Source organism: Faecalibacterium sp. An122 (genome assembly GCF_002160895.1).
Lineage (GTDB): Bacteria > Bacillota > Clostridia > Oscillospirales > Ruminococcaceae > Faecalibacterium.
This window is the reverse complement of the sequence record NZ_NFLL01000016.1, coordinates 41,014-63,927: the sequence shown is the minus strand read 5'-3', so window position 1 is coordinate 63,927 and position 22,914 is coordinate 41,014. Positions and strand designations below refer to the sequence as shown.

16 protein-coding genes and 2 tRNA genes are annotated in these 22,914 nt (G+C 62.0%); 10 read left to right on the top strand and 8 right to left on the bottom strand.

Annotated elements, in window-relative coordinates:
- Positions 1 to 634 precede the first annotated feature (634 nt).
- Complete coding sequence (locus B5E67_RS10405) at positions 635 to 4,807, top strand: right-handed parallel beta-helix repeat-containing protein (protein ID WP_087385194.1); 4,173 nt, start codon at positions 635 to 637, stop codon at positions 4,805 to 4,807.
- A gap of 94 nt (positions 4,808 to 4,901) precedes the next feature.
- On the opposite strand, the gene B5E67_RS10400 is transcribed toward B5E67_RS10405, so the two are convergent.
- The gene (locus B5E67_RS10400; protein WP_087385192.1) at positions 4,902 to 5,171 is read right to left on the bottom strand and encodes a hypothetical protein; all 270 of its coding nucleotides are present in this window, start codon (positions 5,169 to 5,171) and stop codon (positions 4,902 to 4,904) included.
- Between the two features lie 215 nt (positions 5,172 to 5,386).
- Here B5E67_RS10400 and B5E67_RS10395 point away from each other — a divergent pair, with 215 nt between their 5' ends.
- The 4 genes from B5E67_RS10395 to B5E67_RS10380 all read left to right on the top strand — a co-directional run bounded on the left by B5E67_RS10395 (position 5,387) and on the right by B5E67_RS10380 (position 9,463).
- Positions 5,387 to 6,019: an XRE family transcriptional regulator gene (locus B5E67_RS10395; protein WP_087385190.1), complete on the top strand. Its 633-nt coding sequence runs from the start codon at positions 5,387 to 5,389 to the stop codon at positions 6,017 to 6,019.
- 26 nt (positions 6,020 to 6,045) lie between these two features.
- The gene (locus tag B5E67_RS10390) at positions 6,046 to 7,404 is read left to right on the top strand and encodes a putative DNA modification/repair radical SAM protein (protein ID WP_087245958.1); all 1,359 of its coding nucleotides are present in this window, start codon (positions 6,046 to 6,048) and stop codon (positions 7,402 to 7,404) included.
- Entirely contained in the window at positions 7,383 to 8,156 is a 774-nt protein-coding gene (locus B5E67_RS10385; protein WP_087385188.1) for a TIGR03915 family putative DNA repair protein, read from the top strand. Before B5E67_RS10390 ends, B5E67_RS10385 begins: the two co-directional genes overlap by 22 nt.
- A gap of 65 nt (positions 8,157 to 8,221) precedes the next feature.
- Positions 8,222 to 9,463, top strand: coding sequence for an aminoacetone oxidase family FAD-binding enzyme (locus tag B5E67_RS10380; protein WP_087385186.1), 1,242 nt, complete (start codon positions 8,222 to 8,224; stop codon positions 9,461 to 9,463).
- Positions 9,464 to 9,544: 81 nt separating this feature from the next.
- Here B5E67_RS10380 and tatC read toward each other — a convergent pair whose 3' ends face one another.
- From tatC to B5E67_RS10360, 4 genes are all read right to left on the bottom strand, one after another.
- Positions 9,545 to 10,345: a twin-arginine translocase subunit TatC gene (gene tatC / locus B5E67_RS10375; protein ID WP_087385184.1), complete on the bottom strand. Its 801-nt coding sequence runs from the start codon at positions 10,343 to 10,345 to the stop codon at positions 9,545 to 9,547.
- 2 nt (positions 10,346 to 10,347) lie between these two features.
- The gene (gene tatA, locus B5E67_RS10370; RefSeq protein ID WP_087245950.1) at positions 10,348 to 10,542 is read right to left on the bottom strand and encodes a twin-arginine translocase TatA/TatE family subunit; all 195 of its coding nucleotides are present in this window, start codon (positions 10,540 to 10,542) and stop codon (positions 10,348 to 10,350) included.
- 95 nt (positions 10,543 to 10,637) lie between these two features.
- Complete coding sequence (gene tatB / locus B5E67_RS10365) at positions 10,638 to 11,183, bottom strand: Sec-independent protein translocase protein TatB (protein ID WP_087385182.1); 546 nt, start codon at positions 11,181 to 11,183, stop codon at positions 10,638 to 10,640.
- Between the two features lie 574 nt (positions 11,184 to 11,757).
- Entirely contained in the window at positions 11,758 to 12,816 is a 1,059-nt protein-coding gene (locus B5E67_RS10360) for a PTS sugar transporter subunit IIC (RefSeq protein WP_087385180.1), read from the bottom strand.
- Between the two features lie 328 nt (positions 12,817 to 13,144).
- Here B5E67_RS10360 and B5E67_RS10355 point away from each other — a divergent pair, with 328 nt between their 5' ends.
- Together B5E67_RS10355 and B5E67_RS10350 are read left to right on the top strand one after the other, a co-directional pair.
- On the top strand, positions 13,145 to 14,665 hold the full coding sequence (locus B5E67_RS10355; RefSeq protein ID WP_087385178.1) for a GH25 family lysozyme: 1,521 nt from the start codon (positions 13,145 to 13,147) through the stop codon (positions 14,663 to 14,665).
- A gap of 55 nt (positions 14,666 to 14,720) precedes the next feature.
- A complete protein-coding gene (locus B5E67_RS10350) occupies positions 14,721 to 15,560 on the top strand; it encodes an HAD family hydrolase (RefSeq protein ID WP_087385176.1) in 840 nt (279 codons plus the stop codon).
- 966 nt (positions 15,561 to 16,526) lie between these two features.
- Here the strand turns inward: B5E67_RS10350 and B5E67_RS10345 are convergent.
- A complete protein-coding gene (locus B5E67_RS10345) occupies positions 16,527 to 19,325 on the bottom strand; it encodes a glycoside hydrolase family 2 TIM barrel-domain containing protein (RefSeq protein ID WP_087385174.1) in 2,799 nt (932 codons plus the stop codon).
- Between the two features lie 246 nt (positions 19,326 to 19,571).
- Between B5E67_RS10345 and B5E67_RS10340 the strand changes: the two genes are divergently transcribed.
- Positions 19,572 to 19,659, top strand: a tRNA-Ser gene (locus B5E67_RS10340).
- A gap of 36 nt (positions 19,660 to 19,695) precedes the next feature.
- Positions 19,696 to 19,786, top strand: a tRNA-Ser gene (locus tag B5E67_RS10335).
- A 57-nt stretch (positions 19,787 to 19,843) separates the two neighbouring features.
- Here the strand turns inward: B5E67_RS10335 and B5E67_RS10330 are convergent.
- Both B5E67_RS10330 and B5E67_RS10320 read right to left on the bottom strand, forming a co-directional pair.
- Complete coding sequence (locus B5E67_RS10330) at positions 19,844 to 20,194, bottom strand: cyclophilin-like fold protein (RefSeq protein WP_087385172.1); 351 nt, start codon at positions 20,192 to 20,194, stop codon at positions 19,844 to 19,846.
- Positions 20,195 to 20,566: 372 nt separating this feature from the next.
- Entirely contained in the window at positions 20,567 to 21,934 is a 1,368-nt protein-coding gene (locus B5E67_RS10320) for an MATE family efflux transporter (protein WP_087385168.1), read from the bottom strand.
- A 353-nt stretch (positions 21,935 to 22,287) separates the two neighbouring features.
- Between B5E67_RS10320 and B5E67_RS10315 the strand changes: the two genes are divergently transcribed.
- The gene (locus tag B5E67_RS10315) at positions 22,288 to 22,911 is read left to right on the top strand and encodes a GH25 family lysozyme (protein WP_087385166.1); all 624 of its coding nucleotides are present in this window, start codon (positions 22,288 to 22,290) and stop codon (positions 22,909 to 22,911) included.
- Positions 22,912 to 22,914: the final 3 nt, after the last annotated feature.

Below are 22,914 nucleotides of genomic sequence, written 5' to 3'. Positions count from 1 at the left end.
TAACCACTATTCCTTCTGTTGTTGATCGCACCAAAACAAAAGAACTTTTGCGTCACGAAAGATAGGGTCCCTCTGCGAGGGCCGGCTCTCACGAGCTGGCCCTCGCATTGTTTGTTATATAGGAACTATCCGGTGTATAGAATGAACCCTGTGTTTCAGCCTTTGACGCTGCGGTCTGAATTTTCAAGCATCATGCTTGATGCGCAGAAAATTCAGGGCACCACAAGATGGCGCTTTTCTGTGGGTCAGAAAACCAGGTTTTGAGGCAGTTTGCATCGTACCGGAGCGCAGCTCCGAACGCCGGGAGCGAGCCGGAGCGTAACGGTCCCGCGGAAGTGCCGGAGACCCGGCAACTTGATGGTACACAGTGAAGCTTTTTGCCAAGCTTTTTCTCGAAAAAGCGGAGGAGAAACCTATTTGTCAAGTGGGATTTTGATTGTGAAAATAGCCAAGAATTTTTGCCGCAAATGTGCTTTTTGCCAATTTTAGGGTTTGGATACAAGTTTTTCTTGCAAAAAGACACAAATGCTGTATGATAAATGTATACAAGCCCTGCTGCGCGCATACCGAATGAAAGCGGCAGCAGGGAAGATGCAAGGCCTGCATTGGTCAGGCGGCAAGGAGGAATTAAGGAATGAGGAAACAGAGAGCACCGCGCCGTGGGCGCGGGCGTCGGCTGGCGTCGGCACTGCTGGCGGCGGCCATGATGGTCAGCGGGATGCCGTCCGCGCTGGCTGCGGCACCGTCCAGTGCGGAGAACAGCGCAGACAAGAGTTGGACGTTTACCTATTTTGGTCCGTCCACCAGCGACAGCCTGAACACCGTCCAGGCGGACAACGGCATCAACGGCAACATTGTGATGACGTCCTGCACCTACAACGAGGATGGCACCATCAACAAGAAGGGCGGCAAGTTCGTTTCGTCCGACCCTGCCGACGGCATCAGCCTCTATTACACCACCATTGACCCCAGCAAGGAGAATTTCTACCTTCAGGCCGATGTCACCATCGACTACGTCAACCCCACTCCCGACGGCCAGGAAGGCTTCGCCCTGATGATCCGGGACGCCATCGGCAAAACCGGCGAATCCGCCAGCTTTGAGTCCAATCTGGTGTCGGTCACCGGCACCAAACTGCCCTACGACGCCATGAACGGCTCCAGCGAGACCAAGGATATGGTGGGCGTCCGCAGCTATACCGGCATCAGCGACCCTTCCAGAATCGACAGCGACGCCCTCAAGGTTTACCGTCAGGGCTTTGATCCCAACGGCGCCACCATCAAGCAGGGCGACACCTACCGCGTCAGCCTGGAAAAAACCGACTACGCCTACATCGTGACCCAGTATGCCATCAATGCCGACGGCACCACCGGCAGCGTTCTGGGCCAGCATACCCTCTACATCCCCGCCAAGGACCCCAACGCCGAGAGCGTTTCGGCCTACAGCGAGCTGAATGATCCCATGATGGTGCAGGACAAGACCGCTTATGTGGGCTTTGCAGCAGCCCGGGGTATGAATGTGACCTATTCCAACATCACCTTCACCACCAGCGCCTGGAACGCCAATGGCTGGCATCCCCAGGAGGCGGAGAAGGTTCCCACCGACTACCAGATCACCAGTCCGGCCACCGCCGCCGAGACCAGCTACACCCTGGTGTTCAAGGCCAACGCCAACGGCACCGCCAACGTGTATCAGGACGGCGTCCTGCTGGAGCAGGGCCTGGCCGTCACCGCCAATACCGATCTGGCCCGGACTTACCCCATCGCCGGGACCACCACCTTCCGGGTGGAGTTTACCCCCGACCCGGCCTATAAGATTTCGGCCTTTGAGGTGCTGGACAGCTACGACACCGCCTCGATTGAAAAGACGGTCAGCGTCCGCACCGTGGGCAACGGCAGCACCGTCTACGTCACCCCTGCCGGCCAGAGCACCAACGGCGGCTCCAGCTATGAGGACGCCGTGGACCTGCAGACCGCTCTGGATTACGCCGCCGCAGGCCAGACCATTCTGCTGCAGCCCGGCAGCTACGACCTGAGCGGCAAGCTGCTGAAGGTCTCCCGCGGCCGCAATGGCTCGGCCGAGCAGCCCATCACCCTGAAGGGCGACAACGGCTATGCCATTCTGGACTTTGGCCGCAGCGGCACCGGCTTTGAGCTGTGGGGCAATTATTGGAACGTCAGCTTTGTGAACGTCACCAACACCGCCGACGGTTCCAAGGGCATGCAGCTGTCCGGCAGCTGGTGCACCCTGGAACGGATGAACTTCTACAACAACGGCAACACCGGTCTGCAGGTGTCGGGCTCCTCGGCCGAGACCATCGCCCAGTGGCCCAGCTACAACACCATCCGCAACTGCTCTTCCATGAACAACGCCGACTCCCAGATGGAGGACGCCGACGGCTTCGCCGCCAAGCTCACCACCGGCGAGGGCAACGTCTTTGACGGCTGCATCGCCGCCTACAACGCCGACGACGGCTGGGACTTCTTCGCCAAGGTGGCCACCGGCTCCATCGGCGCCACCACCATCCGCAACTGCGTGGCCTACCGCAACGGCTGGATCAAGGTGACCCCCGACAGCACCGAGAAGGACTGGACCTTTGCCTCGGTTTCCTGCGACGCCAACGGCACCCTGACCATTGATTCCAAGGCCCGGCAGATGGATGCCGGCAACGGCAACGGTTTCAAGATGGGCGGCTCCAACATGGCGGGCGCCCACGTCCTGGAGAACTCCATCTCCTATGAGAACAAGGCCAAGGGCATTGACTCCAACTCGGGCCTGGACATCAAGGTCTACAACTCCACCAGCTTTAACAACGGCAGCTACAACGTGGCCCTGTACACCAGCGACAAGAACGCCGTCACCGGCTATGAGGCGGAGGGCGTCCTGTCCTTCCGCACCGATGGCAAGGACATTGGCGAGCAGCTCAGCCCCCAGGGCCAGTCCAGCACCGCTATTTATGGCCGGACCAACTACTATTGGGACACCGAGACCCAGTCCAGCCACAACACCTCTTCCTCCGAGACCAAGGTGTCCCGCTTCTGGTTCTGGAACCTGAACACCCGCTGTGAGCCCACCCGCAACGCCGACGGCTCCATCAATATGCACGGCCTGCTCCTGTTGAACCAGATCGGCAAGAGCTTTACCGGCGGCAATGCCGGCGCAGGCGGCGAGGCCTGGGGCCAGTCCGAGCCGGACAAGGCCACCATCTGGGTGGTGGGCGACTCCACCGTCTCGGGCTTTGAGGACGACTACTACCTGCCCCGCGAGGGCTACGGCGAGGAACTGGACAACTACCTCAACGCCAACGTCTACAATCTGGCGGTGTCGGGCGCGTCCAGCAAGGATTTCCTCACCATGGACAGCTACAAGACCCTGCTGGAGGGCAGCGACAAGGTCCCGGCCATGGGCACCGCCTCCGACACCCAGCAGTTCCTGCTGATCGGCTTCGGCCACAACGACGAAAAGACCGAGACCGCCCGCTACACCAACCCCAACGGCGACTACACCACCCCCGGCAGTTTTGCCAACAGCCTGTATGTGAACTACATCCAGCCGGCTCTGGCTGCCGGCGTCACCCCCATTGTCTGCACCCCCATTGTCCGCCTCACCGATGACAACACCACCGAGAGCTACAGCGGCGAGTCGGGCCATGTCACCCAGACGGTGGAGGCCTACGGCAACGTCTTTGAGGGCGGCGACTACGCCCAGTCCATCCGCAATATGTGCGCCCAGCTGGGGATTCCCTGCATCGACCTGACCCAGCTCACCCGGGACCTGAACGTCAAAATGGGTGAGGACGCCCAGTGGATGCACGCCTTCACCGGCGCCAAGTATGCCGCCGACGGCGTCACCCTGGTCCCCACCGGCCTGGACAAGACCCATACCAACAGTTACGGCGCCAAGATGAACGCCTGGCTCATCGCCAACGCCGACAGCCCCCTGAAGGCCTACAGCCGCAATAAGTCCCAGCCCAGCTACAAGGCCGACTTTGCCGACGCCGCCAACCCCGACTATGAGGTCAGCAGCTACCAGGCCCCCGCCGCCGCCAGCGCCCTCTGGCCCGCTTACACCGACGCCTCGGGCCGTGTGTGGAACGGCACCGTCTTTGGCGATGTGGGCGGCCAGGACAAGATCAGCGGCGGTGATTTCACCGCCCAGGTCAACGCCGACGGCTCCATCACCCTGAGTGTGGCCAACAACCGCGGCAAGATTGCCGGCAGCTCGGACGGCCTGATGATGTACTATGTCCAGCTCCCCGCCGGAACCACCTTCACCCTGTCGGCCACCGCCACCGTCCACAGCATGGCTGCCAACAACCAGGTGTCCTTCGGCCTGATGGCCCGGGATGACCTGTACATTGACACCTATGTTCCCGAGACCATGGGCGACTATGTGGCCGCCGGCACCCGGAACCAGGGCGCGTTCAGCGGCTTTGGCCGCAAGAGCGGCGAACTGTACGATGGTCCCGCCGCCCAGAACGTCTACACCGCAGGGGATACGGTGGACCTGAAGATTGTGGGCACCGCCGACGGCTATACCGTCACCTACGGCGCCAATGCCCCGGCTTCGGCGGGCTTTGACTACCCCCTGACCGCGGTGGATTCCGATTACATCTATGTGGGCTTCTATGTCTCCCGCAACTGCAGCGTGACCTTCAGCAACGTCAGCCTGGAGGTCACCGGCTCGGCTGCGCCCGGCACAGGCGCAGGCACCGGCACCGATGTGGCCGTCAATGTGCCCCGCCCCCTGACCATCCCCGAGAAGATTCTCCGCACCGTTCAGGGCTGGTTTGGCGTTCAACCCCTCTGATTCCTGCCATCTCTTCCTGAGATAAACACAAAACACCCCATCCGCCTCCGTGCTCTGTGCGCGGGGCGGATGGGGTGTTTTTATGGGAAAAGGGTCAGGATGCGGCCTGCAAAGTATCGCGCGGACAGGTTGCCGAAGAGCGGTCGGAGGCGCTTCGGGGGACAATGCGCGCTTTGCGGCGGCGGGCGGCCTGACGTTCCGCCCGCTGTTCCATGGCCCAGAACCAGCGCATGGCATACACTGCGCCGAGGATGCAGGCGGCAGTCGCCGCCAGCCCGAGGGTGCCTTCTGCAAGGGCGCCCAGCGCCATCAGGATACCCAGGGTTGCTGCCAGAATGGAGCACTTCCAAAACATGCACTTCATATCCAAGATACCTCCTCAGCACAGATCCACAACCACGTGGACAACGGTAAGTTGTTCTTACGCTTTTATGATAAACCATAACTTGGTCGTTGTCAAGAGCAAATACAACTTTTATTTGATTTTTTTGGAAGATGCTCTTTACATGGACACTTTTTGGTTGTATAATAAAACCATCAATAACCGGCGTAATGCCGATGAGCAAAGGGGAGTTTTCCATGTCGTTTTCTGAGTTGCTGAAACAGTGCCGCAAAAAGCAGGGGCTCAGCCAGGCCGAACTGGCTGCAAAACTGGGGGTGACCCAGCAGGCCGTGGGCAAATGGGAGAGCGGAAAATCTTCTCCCGACCCCTCCACCGTGGCGCGCATTGCCGGGATTCTGGGCACCACCGCCGACTATCTGCTGGGCCTGTACCGGCCCGCTGCCGCCCTCACCGAGACCGAGAGCCGGTTTTTCGGCGGCTACGCCGAGAGCCTCATCCCGGTGATCGGCACCGTCAAGGCCGGATATGGCGCCCTGGCCTTTGAGGAGGACTACGGAAAAGAGTATGCCCGGGTGAAGGACCCGGCCAACTATTTCTATCTGGTGGTCCGCGGAGACAGCATGGAGCCCCGGATTCAGGACGGCGACCTGGCTCTGGTCCACCGCCAGGACACCCTGGAGAGCGGGGACCTGGGAGTCATCATCTATGGAGATGAGGGCGAAGGCACCCTCAAGCGCTATATTCAGCGGGGAAACTGTGTGGTGCTGCAGCCCTTCAACCCCAATTACAGCGAGCTGGTGATCAAGGGCGAGGACCTGAACCAACTGCACATTGCCGGACGGGTGGTGGAAACCAAGACCAAGTGGTGAGCCGCCCCGGTCAGGGGGAGTGAATCATGGAACAGTCGGTGATGGAAAAGCTGACCATCCTGGCGGACAGCGCCAAATACGATGTGGCCTGCACTTCCAGCGGCTCGGGCCGCCGGAGCGGGCCGGGAGGCCTGGGCAGCTGCTATGCGCCCGGATGCTGCCACGCCTTCACCGCCGACGGGCGGTGCGTCAGCCTGCTGAAGGTGCTGATGACCAACTGCTGTTCCTTTGACTGCGCCTATTGCGTCAACCGCCGCAGCAACGATGTGCCCCGGGCCACCTTCACCCCCAGGGAACTGGCCGACTTGACCATCGCCTTTTACCGCCGCAATTACATCGAAGGGTTGTTTTTGTCCAGCGCTGTGCTGGGCAGCGCCGACTATACCACCGAACGGATGATCGAGGTGCTGCGGCTTCTGCGGGAGGAATACGGCTTTCACGGCTATATCCACGCCAAGGCCATCCCCGGCGCCAGCCCGGCCCTGATCCAGCGTCTGGGCTGCCTGGCTGACCGGCTCAGCGTCAACATTGAACTGCCCAGCGAGGGCAGCCTGAAACGTCTGGCCCCCGACAAGGGCCGCAGCGATATCCTGCGCCCCATGGGCCAGATTGCCGCCTCGGCCGCCGCCAGCCGGGAGGCCATGACCCTTTACCGCCATGCGCCGGCCTTTGCGCCGGCGGGCCAGAGCACCCAAATGATTGTGGGGGCCACCCCCGAGAACGACTACCAGATTCTCCGGCTCACCGAGGGCCTCTACCACAAATACAGCCTCAAGCGGGTCTTTTACTCGGCCTATATCCCGGTGACCGAGGACAGCCGCCTGCCTGCCCTGGACACCAAACCGCCTCTGGTCCGGGAGCACCGGCTGTACCAGGCTGACTGGCTGCTGCGGTTTTACCGGTTCCGGGCGGATGAGATTCTGGATGAGTCCAGCCCCTATTTCAGCCCCTACCTGGACCCCAAGTGCGGGTGGGCCATCCGTCACCTGGAATTGTTCCCGGTGGACGTCAACCGTGCCCCTTACGAAATGCTTCTGCGGGTGCCGGGCATCGGGGTCAAGAGCGCCCAGCGGATCCGCACCGCCCGCCGCCAGGGCTCTCTGGGCCTGGAGGAACTCAAGCGGATGGGCGTGGTCCTCAAGCGGGCTCAATATTTCATCACCTGCCGGGGCTTCACCGGGGCCCAGGGAGGCCGCGGCGCCGCCCGGCGGCAGCGGATCGCCCACGCCCTCATTGATCCCGGGGTATTCAACGCGGGCTGTGAACAGCTGAGCCTGTTCAGCGCGCCCGCCGTCCAGCAGCTGGCCGCCCAGGGCACCCCGCCTCAGCTGGCGGGCCGGCTGGTGAAAGAGGAGGCGGTCCGATGCCTGGTCAACGCCCTTTGAGGGAAGCGGATATTATCTACAGCTACGACGGCAGTCTGGCGGGCTTTTTCTGCTGTGTGTTTGAGAGCTTTGCCCGGCGGGAACTGCCCTTTGCCATCTGGGACCCCGAGGCGGAACAGCCCTCACTCTGCCCGGTGCGGGATATCCCTACCGACCCTGAGCGGGCGGCCCGGGTCCGCCGCGGCATCCGGGCCAAACTGGGCCCTGCCGCCGGCGAGAAGGTGGCCGTGGCGTTTTTGTCGGGGCAGGCGGACAAAGAACTGGTGCTGCTCCGGTTCCTGCACCATGCCTTTTCGGTGGGGCCGGGTGCCCTGCGTCAGCTGGGCCGCCCCGAAGTGGCCGCCGTCAATAACCTGGAGCGAAACGTCCAGTGGGAGGCGGAAAAACTCCGCGGCTTCGTCCGGTTTGAGGAGAGCGGCGGGATGCTGGGCGCGGTGGTTCACCCCAAAAACCATGTTCTCCCCCTGCTGCGGCCCTTTTTCTGCGCCCGCATCGGCGGGGAGGACTTTTTGATTTATGATGCGTCCCACAGCGAGGTGCTGCTCCATCAGGGGGGCCAGACCCGGCTGGAAAAGCTGTCCGCGCCCCTGACTTTGCCGGAGCCGGACGCCGCCGAGGCCGAGTGTCAGCGGCTGTGGAAACAGTTTTATGAGACCCTGGCCATTGCCGGCCGCCGGAACGAACGGGGCCGGATGAACCACTGTCCCAAGCGGTATTGGGCCGATATGACCGAACTGCGGGACCAGGTTTAAGGATTTGTCAACCCCGTCGGGTTGTGTTATACTGAACCCACCAAGACAACGGGAGGGCAGGCGAGATGAAAGAGATTCTGATACTGGGCGCGGGGGCGTCGGGCCTGGCGGCCGCCATCGGGGCGGCCCAGACCGGGGGCAAAGGGGTGCGGGTCACCCTGCTGGACCAGAACCCCGCTCCCGGCAAAAAGCTGCTGGCCACCGGCAACGGCCGCTGCAACCTGGACAACCAGGCCAGCAGCGATCCCCGGCGGTATTTTACCGCCTCGCCCGGGGAGCTGGCAGCCCTGCTGGAAGGCATCGGCCGGGCGGACGTGCTGGGCTGGTTCCAGGAGCTGGGGCTGGTGACCCGGGCCGACGAGGAGGGCCGCCTCTATCCCTATTCCAATCAGGCCGCCGACCTCACCGGGCTGCTGCTGCGGTGGGTGGAGCGGCTGGGAATTTCCTGCCGCACCGGCTGCCGCATTCTGGAGCTGGGGCAGAAGGGCCGCCGCTATGCCGTCCAGGTGGAGGAAGGGGGCGCCAAGCGCCTCCTGACCGCCGACCGGGTCATCTGCGCGCTGGGCGGCAGCGCCGGGCCCCAGTTCGGCACCGGCGGCTTTGGGCCTGCCCTGGCCAAACGGTGCGGCGGGGCCTGTGAACCCCTTTACCCTTGCCTGACCCCTCTGCGCTGCGGGGACCCGGCCCGGATGCAGAAGCTGTCGGGCCTGCGGGCCCGCGGCGTGGTCACCCTGCTGGACGGGGAAACCCCGCTGGCCCGGGAAGAAGGGGAAATCCAGTTCGCCAACTACGGCCTGTCGGGCATCTGCGTCATGCAGCTGTCGGGGTTTTTGGCGCCGGGACGGGGGCCGGTCCGGCCGGTGCTGTCCCTGGACCTTTTCCCCCAACAGGAAGCCGATGCCCTGGCCGGATGGTTTGCCCGCCGTGCCGCCCATCTGCCTGACCCCGGCGCGTTCTGGCAGGGCCTGCTGGACCAGCGGCTGGGAGAGGCCCTCTGGGCCGATGCAGGGCTGGCGGCCTCGCCCGACCGGGTTCCGGCAGCGGGCTGGCAGGCATTGGCCCGGGTCTGCAAGGGCTGGCGGTTTGAGCAGCCCACCCTCTGCGGCTGGAAACAGGCCCAGACCACCGGCGGCGGCCTCTCTTTGAAAGAGGTGGAGCCGGATTTCCAGCTCAAGGGGTGCAGAGGCCTCTACTTTGTGGGAGAGACCCTGGACTGCGCCGGCAGCTGCGGCGGTTTCAATCTCCATTGGGCCTTTGGGTCCGGACTGGTGGCGGGCCGGTCGGCGGCAAAAAGCGAGACAACATAAAGAAAACCCGGCCAGACCGGCGGTGTAAACCGCTTGTCTGCCGGGTTTTTGCTTGTTCAAGATGGGATGAGGCGCAGGGAATCAGTCCTCGTCGTCCTGGTCGGCCTCTTCTTCCTCGTCGTCGGCGGCCAGGGGCTTCTTGTAGAAGATCTTGCACAGGACCGTGCTGATACCATACAGCAGGCACATGGGCAAGGCCACCATGGTCTGGGAAACGATGTCGGGCGGGGTGATGACCGCCGCCACAAAGAAGATCAGAACGATCATCACACCCCGTGCCTTCCGCATGAATTCAGGGCTGACAATGCCCATGCGGGACAGGATGATGACGACCAGGGGCATTTCAAACACTGCACCGAAGATCAAAAAGATGGTGATGCAGAAGCTGACGTAGCTTGCAATACTGGTGGTCTGAACGATGTAATCTGCGCCTTCCAGGGTGCCCATGAAGTTGAGCATGAAGGGCAGCGAAATGAAGTAGGCGAACATGACGCCCACCACGAACAGGCCCAGGCCCATCACCAGAACCAGACCAAAGAAGAAGCTCTCGCTTTTCTTCAGGCCGGGTCTTGCAAAAGCATATACATGATAGGCGATGAAGGGGATGGTGACGACCAGTGCTGCGATCAGAGCCACGCGGAAATACTGGATCAGTTTTTCCTGGGGATCGATGGAGATGAAGTTGTACGCTCCATCCGCCATGGCTGTCAGAAAGTTGATCAGCTGATCGGCAATGGTCAGGAAACCGACTGCCGCCACGATGTAGATGACCGCACAGATCACCACGCGATTGCGCAGTTCCTTCAGATGGCCGCTCAGGGTCATATTCCCTTCCGGGTCCACCGCCTTAGTGCCTTTTCTGTGCTTAATGTTCGTGGCCACAATTACTCCTCGTTGTTCTTGCTCTCGGTCTTGGTCTCAGCCTTCTTGGAGGCGTCCTCGTCCTCGTCGTCGATGCCTTCCTTGAAGCCCTTCATGGTCTGGCCGAACATCTTACCCAGCTTGGGCAGGTTCTTGGGTCCAAAGATGATCAGGACGACAATGAGGATCATAACTATTTCAGTGGTACCGATACGCATAATCTGTTACTCCTTTTTGCTTTCCGGGCTTTGGGCCCGTATCACTACTCTACACAGCCGCATTCTGCGGCCTGCTGCTTGGTTGGTGGACTGCCTCAGACCGACGCAGCGGTCTTTTCGGGGTCAGCGGGGGCCTTGTCCGGGTCAGCCGGGGTTTCGGCAGCCTGGGCAGGGGCAGCGGCCTCGGCGGGCGCTGCGGCAGGGGCAGCTTCGGCGGCGGGAGCAGCTTCCGCAGTGGGTGCGGCGGCTGTCTCAGGGGCGGCGGGGGCGGCAGCCTCGACGGGCTCCTCGCTCAGCTCCTCCAGCTCTTCCACCGGCTCCTCGACGGCGGCCTGGGCCTCAACTTCCGCCTTGCTGGTCTTGCCGATGCCGGCAAAGCTCTTGGTCACGTCCTTGACGCTGTTGTCCAGGTCCTTCTTGATGTCGGTCAGGGGAGACATGGCCTCCTTGATGGGCTGCTGGATCTCGTTGAGGGGCTCGACGATGTTCTCCTGAATATCCTTGGACGCGGTGCTGGTGTACTTGCGCAGGTCGCGGAGCATCTTGCCCAGCTTGCGGGCGTATTCAGGCAGCTGATTCGGCCCGATGAATACGAACGCCACGATCACGATGACCACCAGCTCGGTAAATCCGATCTTCATGTTTTACACAATTCCTTTCCGTCTCCTTGCCGGCCGGAAACCGGCTGCTTTGACTGCGTTGATACGCCCTGCCTGTGCCGGCTGGGAACCCTCCCGGTGCCGGCCGAATTGCGGACAAAGCAAGTATAGCATATTCCGCGTGTCTTGACCAGATGTTTTTCTATGTTTTTCTCGGCTGACAGGTAAAATTTCTGCATAATGGGCGGAAAGCTCTGTTTTTTGCTTTGTATGCAGCTGGCAGGAAGTTCACTAATCTTGTACCAAAAAAATAGAGACGGATTATGAGGCGTGTATGAATTTTTTGTGAACAATAGAAAAAATGTCGTAACGGTGCGAGAAATGCCAAAAATGAGAAAAAACAGAGGGAGAATTTTGTTTTCTCCACGTTGGAATATAACTGCAAAATTATACAAAACAACCGCAAAAGGAGCAGGCCGCCGGGACCCGCCTGTCCGGCGCAAAAAAGCCCCCGTCCGACCGGGAGGCCGGGCAGGGGCGGGAAGGCATGGTGCAGGGAGTAACCAGCGGTGAAAAACGCCGCCCGCTATTACAAAAGGGAGTGTGGAGAGACGGCTCAGTTCAGCTTCAGGTCGCCTTCCTTGATCCAGCCCATCCGGCGCTCGATCTCGCAGAACAGAACGCTGAGAACGGCGGGCAGCACGAAGCAGAGCAAAAGCATCCCGATCCAGTCCCAGGAGGTGATAGCCGCCTTGGCCCCCGAGGCCAGATCGCTGACCCAGCCGGTGTACACCCCGATGGGACCCACCAGGCCGCAGGTGCCCATACCCGAGGAGACGGCGGCGCCGTTCATTTCAAAGTGGAACAGACAGGTGGCCAGAGGGCCGGTGATGGCGCTGGCCAGGGTGGGTGCGATCCAGATGCGGGGGTTGCGGACGATGTTGCCCATCTGGAGCATGCTGGTGCCCAGGCCCTGGCTCACCAGGCCGCCGACCCCGTTTTCGCGGTAGCTCATCACCGCAAAGCCCACCATCTGGGCACAGCAGCCCGCCACTGCGGCGCCGCCGGCCAGACCGGTCAGGCCCAGGGCGGCGCAGATGGCCGCCGAGGAAATGGGCAGGGTCAGGGCCACGCCCACAATCACCGACACCAGAATGCCCATCACCAGGGGAGACTGCTCGGTGGCCCACATAATCAGGGTGCCCACCCGGTTGGCGGCCTCGCCGATGGGGGCTGCAATCAGCAGGGCCAGGGCCACGCCCGAAAAGATGGTCACCAGCGGGGTGACCAGAATGTCGATGCGGGTCTCTTTGCTGACGGCCTTGCCCAGCTCAGCCGCCACAATGGCGATGAGCAGCACCGCCAGAGGGCCGCCGGCGCCGCCCAGAGAGTTGGAGGCCCAGCCCACCGTCACCAGACTGAACAGCACCAGGTTGGGGGCGTGGAGGGCGCAGCCGATGGCGCAGGCCATGGCGGGGCCGCTCATGGCCGAGGCGTATCCGCCAATGGTAATCAGCATCTCCACCCCCAGCTGCTGGCCCAGGGTGTTCAGGATGGTGCCCATCAGCAGGCTGGCAAACAGGCCCTGCGCCATGGCGCCCAGAGCCTCAATCAGGTAGCGCTGAGGGGTGATGACAATATCTTTGCGTTTTAAGAAATCTTTCACATTTTCCATCTTCCTACCGCCTTTCCGGTCCAAGGGCCGGCCTCCGGCCCGCAAATGTTCTGCATCAGATGGCTCATAGTATATCATACAGGTGTCAAGACAACAAGATGTCGCCGGAAAATTGGGCGATATGCCAGAAATTGCCGGAAAAACGTGCAATAATTCTGTCTCCGGAAGCGTTTTACTCCCAGTGAGCCTCTGTCTTGTGAAACCCGGCCGGCAGCCGGGACGCTCCCGGGAGCGTCTGGCGGACCCCTTTAAAGATTGACGGCAGAGCGCATTCTGGTGTATACTTAAAACATAATTTCTGGATGTTATGGAGGCTGAGCGAAACGGAATGAGACGAAAGATTTCGACCTTGTTTTCAAGAAAATCAGGAAGGGGCCGCGATCTGGGCCAATGCGTAGCCGCACTGGTCATTGCTCTGACCCTCACTGTGACGGGTGCCGCAGGGTATGCGGCGTCCATTTTTGAGCCGCAGACCCTGTTGGTGGAGCCCGCGGCGGTATATGATGAGGAAAACGACCTTTACACCGTCCCGGAGCAGGCCGCCGAAGAACCGGCTGCTGAGGATGAGGACCAGGTGTCTGAGAGCCAGCAGGCCGCTTCGGAGGCCGCTGAGCCGGTGAAGGAGACTGCCCCCGAGACGGCGGAAGAACCCGCCGAACCGGCCGTGCAGCCCCAGGAGCCCGCAGCGGAGGAGCCCGCTGCCGCACCCCAGGACAGCGAGCCTGTGACCGATACCAACGCCGCCCCGGCGGAGGATGTGGAAACCGCCGCCGAGCCGGTGGAGCCCGAGGTCCCGGCGGCTGAGCCGGTGAATCAGCCGGTGCTGGAAGAAGAAAACGGCCTGACCGAGATGGAAGTGCCGGTGGTTTACGCCACCGACGGCGAGAACGTCTGGCAGGAGATGGACAGCGCCCTGGCCGCCGAGGACCCCCTCCAGGCCCGGTATGAGGCCACCACCATCACCCCGGACAGCAACGGCCGCATCACCCTGACCCCCGAGGAATTCAACCTGATGCTGGAGAACCAGAGCATCGACTGGGACAAAGAGAACTGCTTCACCTGGTTCTTCAACTGGCTGTTCAACTGGCTGTTCCCCGAGAAAGAGACGCCCTCCTATTCCGGCTGGCGCACCGAGGGCGGCAAGACCTATTATTATGACCCCGTCACCCACGAAAAGGTGACCGGTCTGCAGACCATCGACGACAAGATCTATTACTTCGACGCCAAGGGCGTCCGTCAGGACAATGTGACCTTCGGCATCGACGTTTCCCGCTACCAGCAGAAGGTGGACTGGAAGAAAGTCAAGGCGGCCGGCGCCTCCTTTGTCATCATCCGCATCGGCTACCGCGGCTATGAGACCGGCGCCCTGGTGCTGGACTCCATGTTCGAAAACCATTTCGCCGGAGCCAAGGCCGCAGGCCTGAAGGTGGGCGTGTACATTTTCAGCCAGGCCATCAATGAGGATGAGGCACGGGAAGAGGCATTTGCCTGCGCTTACGTCCTGAATGGCCGCAAGCTGGACTACCCTGTCTACTTCGACAGCGAGTACAGCACCTCCTCCCACACCGGCCGCGCCGACAACCTGTCCAAGGCGCAGCGCACCGCCTGTGCCGTGGCCTTCTGCGAAGAGCTGAAGAAGTACGGCTATGAGCCCGGCGTGTATGCGTCCACCAGCTGGTTCCAGAATCATCTGGACCTGTCGGCCCTGAAGGGCTACCGCATCTGGAACGCCCACTACGGCATCAGCGCCCCCGCCATGGATTGCGATATGTGGCAGGGCAGCTGTACCGGCAAGCTGACCGGCGTGAGCAGCAGCGGCCTGGATCTGAATATCAGCTACATGGGATAATCAGCGCGCTGCAAGCGCGTCACAAAGAGAAAAAGATGGTTTGGGGGCAAACGCTATGGACCGCGACCACATCGGCCTGATCGCCTCAGATATGGATTACACCCTGCTGGATGAAAACGGACAGCTGCCCGAAGGCTTTACCGAGCTGGTACGGGCGCTGGAAGAGGAGGGGATCTACTTTGCCGCGGCCAGCGGCCGGCCCCTCTATACTCTGGAAGCCATGTTCCCCGACCTGCGGGACCGCATGGCCCTGATCGGGGACAATGGCGGAGCCATCCGCTGGCGGGGCCGGGACATCTACCAGTCCCGGATGCCCACCGCCGACTATCGGGAAATGGCCATTGCCACCCGGGAGGCGGGGGACATCGGTGTCCTGTGCGGGCTGGAGAGCGCCTATGTGGAGCGCCAGTACCAGAGCTATGCCCGGGTGCTGGGCCAGTTCTACACCCGCGTGACCTATGTGGACGACCTGACAGTTCTGGACGTCCCGGCGGACAAGTACACCATCTACCTGCCCCGGGGCAATTCCCAGGAGGCCTACGACAAGATCTACGGCGAGCTGTACGGAGAGCGGTTCTCGGTGGCGGTAGCCGGGGCCAACTGGGTGGACATCATGAACCGGGGCGTGGACAAAGGCGCCGCCCTGCGGGCGCTGGGACGCAGCCTGAACCTGACTTCGGCCAACCTGATGGCGTTTGGCGATACCTACAACGACGCCGAAATGCTCTGCACCGCCAAATACGGGTTCCTGATGGCCAATGGCAGCCAGGATCTGCGGGCCCGGGTATCTTTCCTGGCCCCGCCCCACTGGGATCAGGGCGTCATCCGCATCATGCGCCAGGTCCTGGACCAGGGCGGCTGGGTCTCCCCCACCGATTTCAACCCCGCCCACTGACCTACTTTTTTGAAAAAAAGTAGGCAAAAAACTTTTCACCTGGTACCGCTGACTGCTGTGGTCCTCACAAGGCCCTGCCGGCGACGAGGTTTCAGCCGCTTTAGGAAGTTCCCGGGCTGCGCCCCAGTAAGTCCGGCGTTTTTGCGGAACCAATCGATCTTTTGGTTCGGCGCGCTGTTTTCAGGTCCATGGGAAAGTTTCATAAATATAGGATCTCCGCTTCTGCTTACCACAGGGGCGGAGATTTTTATTATATATTTTAATTGTTAAGCGTTTGTTTTTTGTTTGGAAAACGTCGACAATAGAAAACGGACTCTGTGTTTGGCGCAGCACTCCAATTTTCACAAGGGCGCGTTGCCGCCCGCTGGGAAAATTGGCTAAGCGCAAGAGGAAAGCCCGCAGGGCTGGGGGAAGTAAAAATCCCCGCTCCTTTTGCAGGAACGGGGAGTTGTGATTTTGTAGAGCTTTTCTGTGGGTCAGAATATCAGGCTTTGAGGTGGTTTGCATCGTACCGTGCCGCAGGCAACGGCAGCGACCGCATCCGGTGGATGAAACAGGGAGCTGTAGTTGGCTGCGCAGCCGAGGCGCTGCCTGCGGCAGAAACAGCCGAGGCGGAGCAGGGGCAGCGGTCTGTCTTTTGCAAGGGCGCGACGACGCCCAAAGCAAAAGCAGGGCACCGCAACCCGGAGCTGCGCTCCGGTTTTTGCAAGCGCCATCCTTGGCACGCCGCAAAAACCGGCTAAGCGCAAGAGGAAAAAACGCCGGGAGCGAGCCGAAGCGTAACGGCCCCGTGGAACTGCAAGAATCCCGGAAAGATTCCGGCGTGTTTGCATCGTACCCGGGCGCAGCCCGAACCTAGCGTGAGCGCGGCACAGTCTGCAACCCTCTGTCACCCTATAAAGAGCGGCCAGAGTGTATGGTACACAGTAAAGCTTTTTGCAAGGCTTTTTCACGAAAAAGCCGAAGTCAGGAGAAGGAGATGAGGAAGGAAGTGGTGTGATCCTCCTGGCCGCTGATGTGGTAGGCGGGCTCCACGTCGGTGCCCCAGCTGTCGATGCCGCCTACGCCGCGAACGGCGCCCATCACCGTCAGGACGGTGCGGCTCACCGGCGGCAGCTCGTCCTGGTGGGCGGCGTTCTCCAGCTCCTGGGCCGTGTAGGGCAGCGCCGAGAAGGCAAAGGGCTTTCCGTCTGCCATCTGCACCGTCAGAGACGACGTGGTGCGGCGGGTGGCGTTCTGCTGCTCCAGGGTCAGGGTGTGGGTGCCCATGTGGACGCCGCAGTCCTGGGGAACCAGATAAGCCGGGATGTGGGGCTCTTCGGTCCAGCGGCCGAAGGTCGCGCCGCGGAACCGGTCGGGGTAGGTCTCTCCCGACAGGCCGGTCCAGCAGACCCGTGCGGCAGGCCGCAGGGTGGACAGACGAACGCCGAACACCGGCAGTTCGGGAGCACCCTCGGTGCCGTGATAGTGGGCGTCCATCCGCAGGGCGCTGCCCGTTACCGTGTACAGGATGTCGGCAGAGGTGCCCGGCACCGACGGGAAAGCAAAGGTATACCGGATGCGGACACAGGAGTCGGTCTTTTCCTCTACCTTCCAGCCCGTCACCTGGGGATAGGCGTCGGCGGCCATCCAGGCGCCGCTCCGAATCGGGAATCCGCAGCCCTTGTCGTTTTCGGTGGCGGCACGCCAGAGGGCGGGCCGCAGCGCGCGCCAGATCCACTCGTTGCCGTCGGCGGTGCGCAGGGAGGCCAGGCCGCCCTCGGTATAGGAGAACTGCAGCTCAAACCGGTCACCCCGGACGCCCAGGTTCACGTCGCCCTCGGTGATGGTCAGGGGACCGCCGGCCCGCAGGGCAGGCAGGGCGCAGGCGGCCGCCCGGCGGGCGTTTTCGGCGTCGTGGGCGGCACGGTGGGCCGGCGTGTCGTACCAGTAGCGGGCTTCCTGCATGGCCGGCTTTTCGGCGCCGTCGGCAAAGACGATGCCGTTGCCGCAGAAGGCGTAGTCGGTGGGACGCTCCCCGAAGTCGCCGCCATAGCCCAGCCGGCGGCCGGCAGGGCCGTCCTGCCACAGGGCCTGATCCATATAGTCCCAGATGAAGCCGCCCTGATACTGGGGGTACTCGTCGATCAGGCGGATATAGCTTTCCATGCCGCCCAGGCTGTTGCCCATGTCGTGCATGTACTCGCAGAGGATGAAGGGCTTGGCGGGCTTGCTTTCCAGATAGGCGCGGATCTCGTCGGGCTTGGCGTACATCCGGCTCTCCATGTCGCTGATCCGGTCAAAGGCCCGGCAGTGGAACACGCCCTCGTAGTGGACCAGACGTCCCGGGTCATTGGCGTGGAAAAAGTCGCTCATGGCCAGGATATCCTCGCCGGCATAGGACTCGTTGCCGCAGCTCCAGATCAGGACGGCGCTGTGGTTTTTGTCCCGCTCGAACATGGACCGGGCCCGGTCCACCACGCAGTCCTTCCACTCGGGCAGGCTGCCCGGCACGTTCCAGGAGGGCTCCACCGCCCCCATCTTCTGCCAGGAACCATGGCTTTCCAGGTTGGCCTCGTCGATCATGTAGATGCCGTTCTGGTCGCACAGGTGATACCACAGGGTCTGGTTGGGGTAGTGGCAGGTGCGGACGGCGTTGATATTGTTCCGGCGGAAGGTCTCCATGGCACGGAACATATCCTCGGGACCGATGACCCGGCCTGCCTCGGCGCTCCACTCGTGGCGGTTGACGCCGTTGAAGATGATCCGCTGGCCGTTCAGCTCCATGACGCCCTGGTTCATCCCGAACCGGCGGAAGCCGGTCTCATAGGGCACCGTCTCCTGGACTTCCCCGGCGGCGTTCCGCAGGGTCAGGGTGACCTGATAGAGGGCGGGGTCGCTGTGATCCCACTTGCGAATCCGGGGCAGGGTCACCGGCTGGCCGTAGAAAAAACCGTCCTCTGCGGCCTGCAGGGGCATGGGGCCATCCCAGATGACGCCGCCGCCCGGCGCGGTCACGGTGCACTGAAGGGTGCAGCCCTCCAGCGAGGCCCCCTGGGCGGCGCTGAGCCGCAGGCGGGGGGACAGGGTGCCGGTGGTGTTGTCGGTCTCCAGACCGGCCCGCAGCCACAGATCCTCGATGTGCAGGGCGGGCTTGGCGTAGAGGTACACCGGGCGGAAGATGCCGAAGAACCGGAAAAAGTCCTGGTCCTCCAGCCAGCTGCCGCTGCAGTGCTTGTAGACCTCCACGCACAGGCGGTTTTCGCCCTCCTGCAGATAGGGCGTCAGGTCAAAGTCGGCAGGGGTAAAGCTGTCCTCACTGTAGCCCACAAACTGCCCGTTGCACCAGCAGTAGAAGGCCCGCTCCACGCCCTGGAAGGAGACGCAGACCCGCTTGTTCTGCAGGGCCTGGTCCAGGACAAAGGTCTTGACGTAGCTGCCCACGGCGGTGTCCTCCCAGGCGATCTGGGGCGGCCGGATGGCCCGGCGGCCATCCCAGGGGTACATGGTGTTGATGTACTGAATCTGACCATAGCCCTGCAGCTCGATGTGGCCGGGGACGGCGATCTCGCCGAAGCCGTCCAGACAAGCGCCGGCCTGCCAGAAATCAGCCGGCCGCTGATCGGGGCAGGGGCTGTAGGCGAACTGCCAGGGGCCGTCCAGGCTCTGGCGCAGCCCGTCGCCGGCGGCGTCGTACCAGGTGTGATCGGAGTGAGCGTCCAGCCGGTTGACCGCGAAAACCCGCGGATCTTCCAGCCAGCTCAGCTCGGGGCGGGAAGCGTTCATAGGGGGTACCTCCTTGCAAAAACCAGGCGGATGTGACAAAACCATTCTACATATGATTGTACCTTTGGGGCATAGCGCTGTCAACGCGAAAATCGCCCGTGAAAGATAGAGGAATGTTGCGTCACCGCCGGCAGGCGGCGGGACACGCGGGGGCAAAATGAAACTTTTTGCAATTTCCTCTTGACAATACGGCAGAAAACTGGTATCATAAATGGGCATTCGGTACGGCGTATGGGGTGCCCACGAGGAGAGATGTCCGAGTGGTTTAAGGAAGCAGTCTTGAAAACTGCCGTGCGGCAACGCACCGTGGGTTCGAATCCCACTCTCTCCGCCATTTTTTAATTGAATCAGTTTTAGCTGACTTTGCTCTGGAGTAGTACTCAAGAGGCCGAAGAGGCGCCCCTGCTAAGGGCGTAGGTCGGGAAACCGGCGCGAGGGTTCAAATCCCTCCTACTCCGCCAGAAAAGCACCAGGAACCACAGGATGGTTTCTGGTGCTTTTTTCATTGTCCGGACGTCTTATTCGGCCAGCGAGAAGGTGACGGTCACGTCGCCGCGGCCCAGGGCGTCGGCCCAGCCGGTCAGGTCATTCACCCGGCCCAGACGGGTATAGCTCCAGCTGTTGGAGCCGTAGAAAAGGACGATCTGGTCCCCCTGGTACAGGACGATGTCTCCCGCATGGGTGGTGGTCTGGCGGTCGTTGGAGGGCAGGCTCTCGCCCAGGGGGCCTACCTTTTCAAAGCCGCCGTAATTTTGCAGCCGGAGGGTCAGGGGAGATTCGGCCAGCCGCTGGGCCAGGGCCCGGGCGGCGTCGTTTTGTTCCAGCGTGGCCGCAAAGGTGCGGCCGTTTACCTGCAGTTGGATGGTCATGGTTTCTGCCTCCTTGGAAGGAATGGATGAAGCGGCCGCCGTCGGGGCGGGGCTGGACGCCCTGCTGGATGGGGTTTCGGCCGGGAGAGGGGCCGTACAGCTTCCCAGAAGCACCGCGGCCAGAACGCACCCCAGCAGCCGGAAAACAAGCGTGTTCATGGACAGGACCGCCTTTCAAAGTAAGATGCAGGGCGGGCTGTGCAGCCGCCCCGTTTTCAGTATAAAACCGGCCGGGAGAAATAGCAAATACCTGTCTCCCATAGGCTGATATAACCTCTGGGCATAACAAAAAGGTCCGGACAGGGCGCGCAGGGCGTCCGGTTCGGACCTTTTGTTATTTAATAGGTATTGCAGCGGGGAAGGGGCCGGGGATTATTCCCAGGCCGGGGCCGCCGGCATCCGGCACAGCCGGTGATAGAAGAAGGAAAAGCAGATCAGATGCACCGTGAAGGTGACCGCCCAGGTGACGGGATAGGACAGGTACAGGACGGTCAGGTTGTGGAAGGATGCAAAGACGGTGTAAATCCAGATGACCCGCAGGACGCAGGCGCCGGTCAGGGAGACAATGGTGGGGGTGACGGCGGTGCCCATGCCGCGGACCACGCCGCAGGTTACATCCATCAGGCCGCAGATCAGGTAGGGCAGACAGATGATGCGGATGCGTTCCAGGCCGTAGGGGATGATCTGGGGGTCGGAGGAATAGATGGACAAAAGTTCCCGCCCGAAGAAAACCGCCAGCCCGCCCAGGGCCAGGCCGATCACCGACACAATCAAGAGGCAGTCCCGCAGAATCAGGGGGATGCGCTCCTTTTTGCCGGCGCCGATGTTCTGGCTGGTGAAGTTGAGGGCCGCCTGATAGACCGAGTTCATGGCGGTGTAGACGAAGTTCTCGATGTTGGAGGAGGCGGTGCCGCCGGCCACCGCCAGGGTCCCGAAACTGTTGATGGAGGACTGAATCAGGACGTTGGAGATGGAGAACACCGCGCTCTGGATGCCGGCGGGCAGGCCCACCCGGACAATCTGCACCAGCACCGGCTTGCACAGACGCATTTCCCGGGGGTGGAGCTGGTAGTGGGTGCCCGGTTCACTCAGGCACTGGATCACCAGGAACGCCGAAAGATACTGGGAGATGGAGGTGGCCAGGGCGACGCCCGCCACGTCCATCTGCAGGAACAGGACGAAGATGACGTTCAGACCGGCGTTGGTGATGCCGGCGGCGGTCAGGAAAAACAGGGGGCGGCGGGTGTCGCCGGTGGCCCGCAGGATGCCTGCGCCGAAGTCATAGATCATCATGGCGGGCATGCCCACAAAGACGATCCGCATGTAGAGGATGGACTGGTCCAGCAGGTCGGCGGGGGTGTCCATCCAGCGCAGCAAAATGGGCATCAGAGGGACGCCCACCGCCACCAGCACCACGCCGCAGAACAGAGCCAGAAGCAGGGCGGTGTGGACGGTGTCGTGGACCCGCCGCCAGTCCTGGGCGCCGTAGCTGCGGGCCATCACCACGCTGCAGCCGATGGACAGGCCCAGGAACAGGTTGACCATCAGGCTGTTCAGGGAGGAGGTGGCGCCCACCGCCGCCATGGCGCTGCTGCTGGCGAACTGGCCCAGCACGATGATATCCGCCGCGTTGAATAAGAGCTGTAAAATACCCGAAGCCATCAACGGGATGGAAAAGCGCAGCAGATTGCCCACCAGAGGGCCGCTGCACATATCCACGTCAGGGGAATGCCGCTTCATTTGTTGTGCCTTCTTTCCGCAATAATCGTGTAAAAACCCAAGATTCTCCGCAAGAGAAACAAACGTCTCCTAGTTTACTCCACTGCCGCCGGAAAAGCAAATATCTATTTTGTATACATGGATGCGCGGATTGTATAACAGAGCCCGCCCTCCGGCGCCGGGGGCAGGGCCCCGGGGCGCAGTTTTCTGCGGGAAAAACGCCGGGAAATCCGGTCCAAAAGGCCACACTGGCCGCCGGTGCGGCGCTGTGGTAGGCTGAGACCGGAGAAAACCGCAGAAAGGAGGGCAGAACCCATGCAGTACAACAGCGGCCCGGACCGTTTCACAGGCGGCTGACGCCGGAAAGGAGGATTATGAAGGATATCATTGACGTGAGCCGCTACCAGGGGGTGATCGACTGGGAGCGGCTGGCGGGGAAGATCGGCGGGGCCATGCTCAAGACGGTGTCCACCAACAAGAGTTTCGGCGGCATCTACATCGACCCCCAGTTTGAGCGCAACTATGCCGAGTGCAGGCGGCTGGGGATTCCGGTGGGGGTGTACTACTACACCTACGCCCAGGACGTCCAGACGGCCGCCGCCGAGCTGGCCATGCTGCGCCAGGCGCTGACCGGCAAAACCCTGACCCTGCCGGTGGCGGTGGACGTGGAGGACAACAAGCTCAAGCCTTTGAGCGCCGACGCCCTCACCGACCTGGTGGCCTATGCCGCCGATACCATCGAGAGCTGGGGCCTGTACGCCATGGTGTACACCTATACCTATTACGCCAACACCGAGCTGGATATGGACCGTCTGGCGGCCTACGATCTGTGGATTGCCGACTATCGCGGCCAGCGCCCCGACCGCAGCCATGGGATGTGGCAGTACACCAGCACCGGCCAGCTGGAGGGCATCGCCGGAAACGTGGACATCTCCCACGCCTACAAGGACTATCCCTCCATCATCACCCGGGCAGGCCTGACCGGGCTGCGGGGGTGATGG

Bases quoted from the DNA above. Each gene is read 5' to 3' on its own strand.
- B5E67_RS10405 (WP_087385194.1), top strand. From the start codon at position 635: ATGAGGAAACAGAGAGCACCGCGCCGTGGGCGCGGGCGTCGGCTGGCG.
- B5E67_RS10400 (WP_087385192.1), bottom strand. From the start codon at position 5,171: ATGAAGTGCATGTTTTGGAAGTGCTCCATTCTGGCAGCAACCCTGGGT.
- B5E67_RS10395 (WP_087385190.1), top strand. From the start codon at position 5,387: ATGTCGTTTTCTGAGTTGCTGAAACAGTGCCGCAAAAAGCAGGGGCTC.
- B5E67_RS10390 (WP_087245958.1), top strand. From the start codon at position 6,046: ATGGAACAGTCGGTGATGGAAAAGCTGACCATCCTGGCGGACAGCGCC.
- B5E67_RS10385 (WP_087385188.1), top strand. From the start codon at position 7,383: ATGCCTGGTCAACGCCCTTTGAGGGAAGCGGATATTATCTACAGCTAC.
- B5E67_RS10380 (WP_087385186.1), top strand. From the start codon at position 8,222: ATGAAAGAGATTCTGATACTGGGCGCGGGGGCGTCGGGCCTGGCGGCC.
- tatA (WP_087245950.1), bottom strand. From the start codon at position 10,542: ATGCGTATCGGTACCACTGAAATAGTTATGATCCTCATTGTCGTCCTG.
- tatB (WP_087385182.1), bottom strand. From the start codon at position 11,183: ATGAAGATCGGATTTACCGAGCTGGTGGTCATCGTGATCGTGGCGTTC.
- B5E67_RS10360 (WP_087385180.1), bottom strand. From the start codon at position 12,816: ATGGAAAATGTGAAAGATTTCTTAAAACGCAAAGATATTGTCATCACC.
- B5E67_RS10355 (WP_087385178.1), top strand. From the start codon at position 13,145: ATGAGACGAAAGATTTCGACCTTGTTTTCAAGAAAATCAGGAAGGGGC.
- B5E67_RS10350 (WP_087385176.1), top strand. From the start codon at position 14,721: ATGGACCGCGACCACATCGGCCTGATCGCCTCAGATATGGATTACACC.
- B5E67_RS10345 (WP_087385174.1), bottom strand. From the start codon at position 19,325: ATGAACGCTTCCCGCCCCGAGCTGAGCTGGCTGGAAGATCCGCGGGTT.
- B5E67_RS10330 (WP_087385172.1), bottom strand. From the start codon at position 20,194: ATGACCATCCAACTGCAGGTAAACGGCCGCACCTTTGCGGCCACGCTG.
- B5E67_RS10320 (WP_087385168.1), bottom strand. From the start codon at position 21,934: ATGAAGCGGCATTCCCCTGACGTGGATATGTGCAGCGGCCCTCTGGTG.
- B5E67_RS10315 (WP_087385166.1), top strand. From the start codon at position 22,288: ATGAAGGATATCATTGACGTGAGCCGCTACCAGGGGGTGATCGACTGG.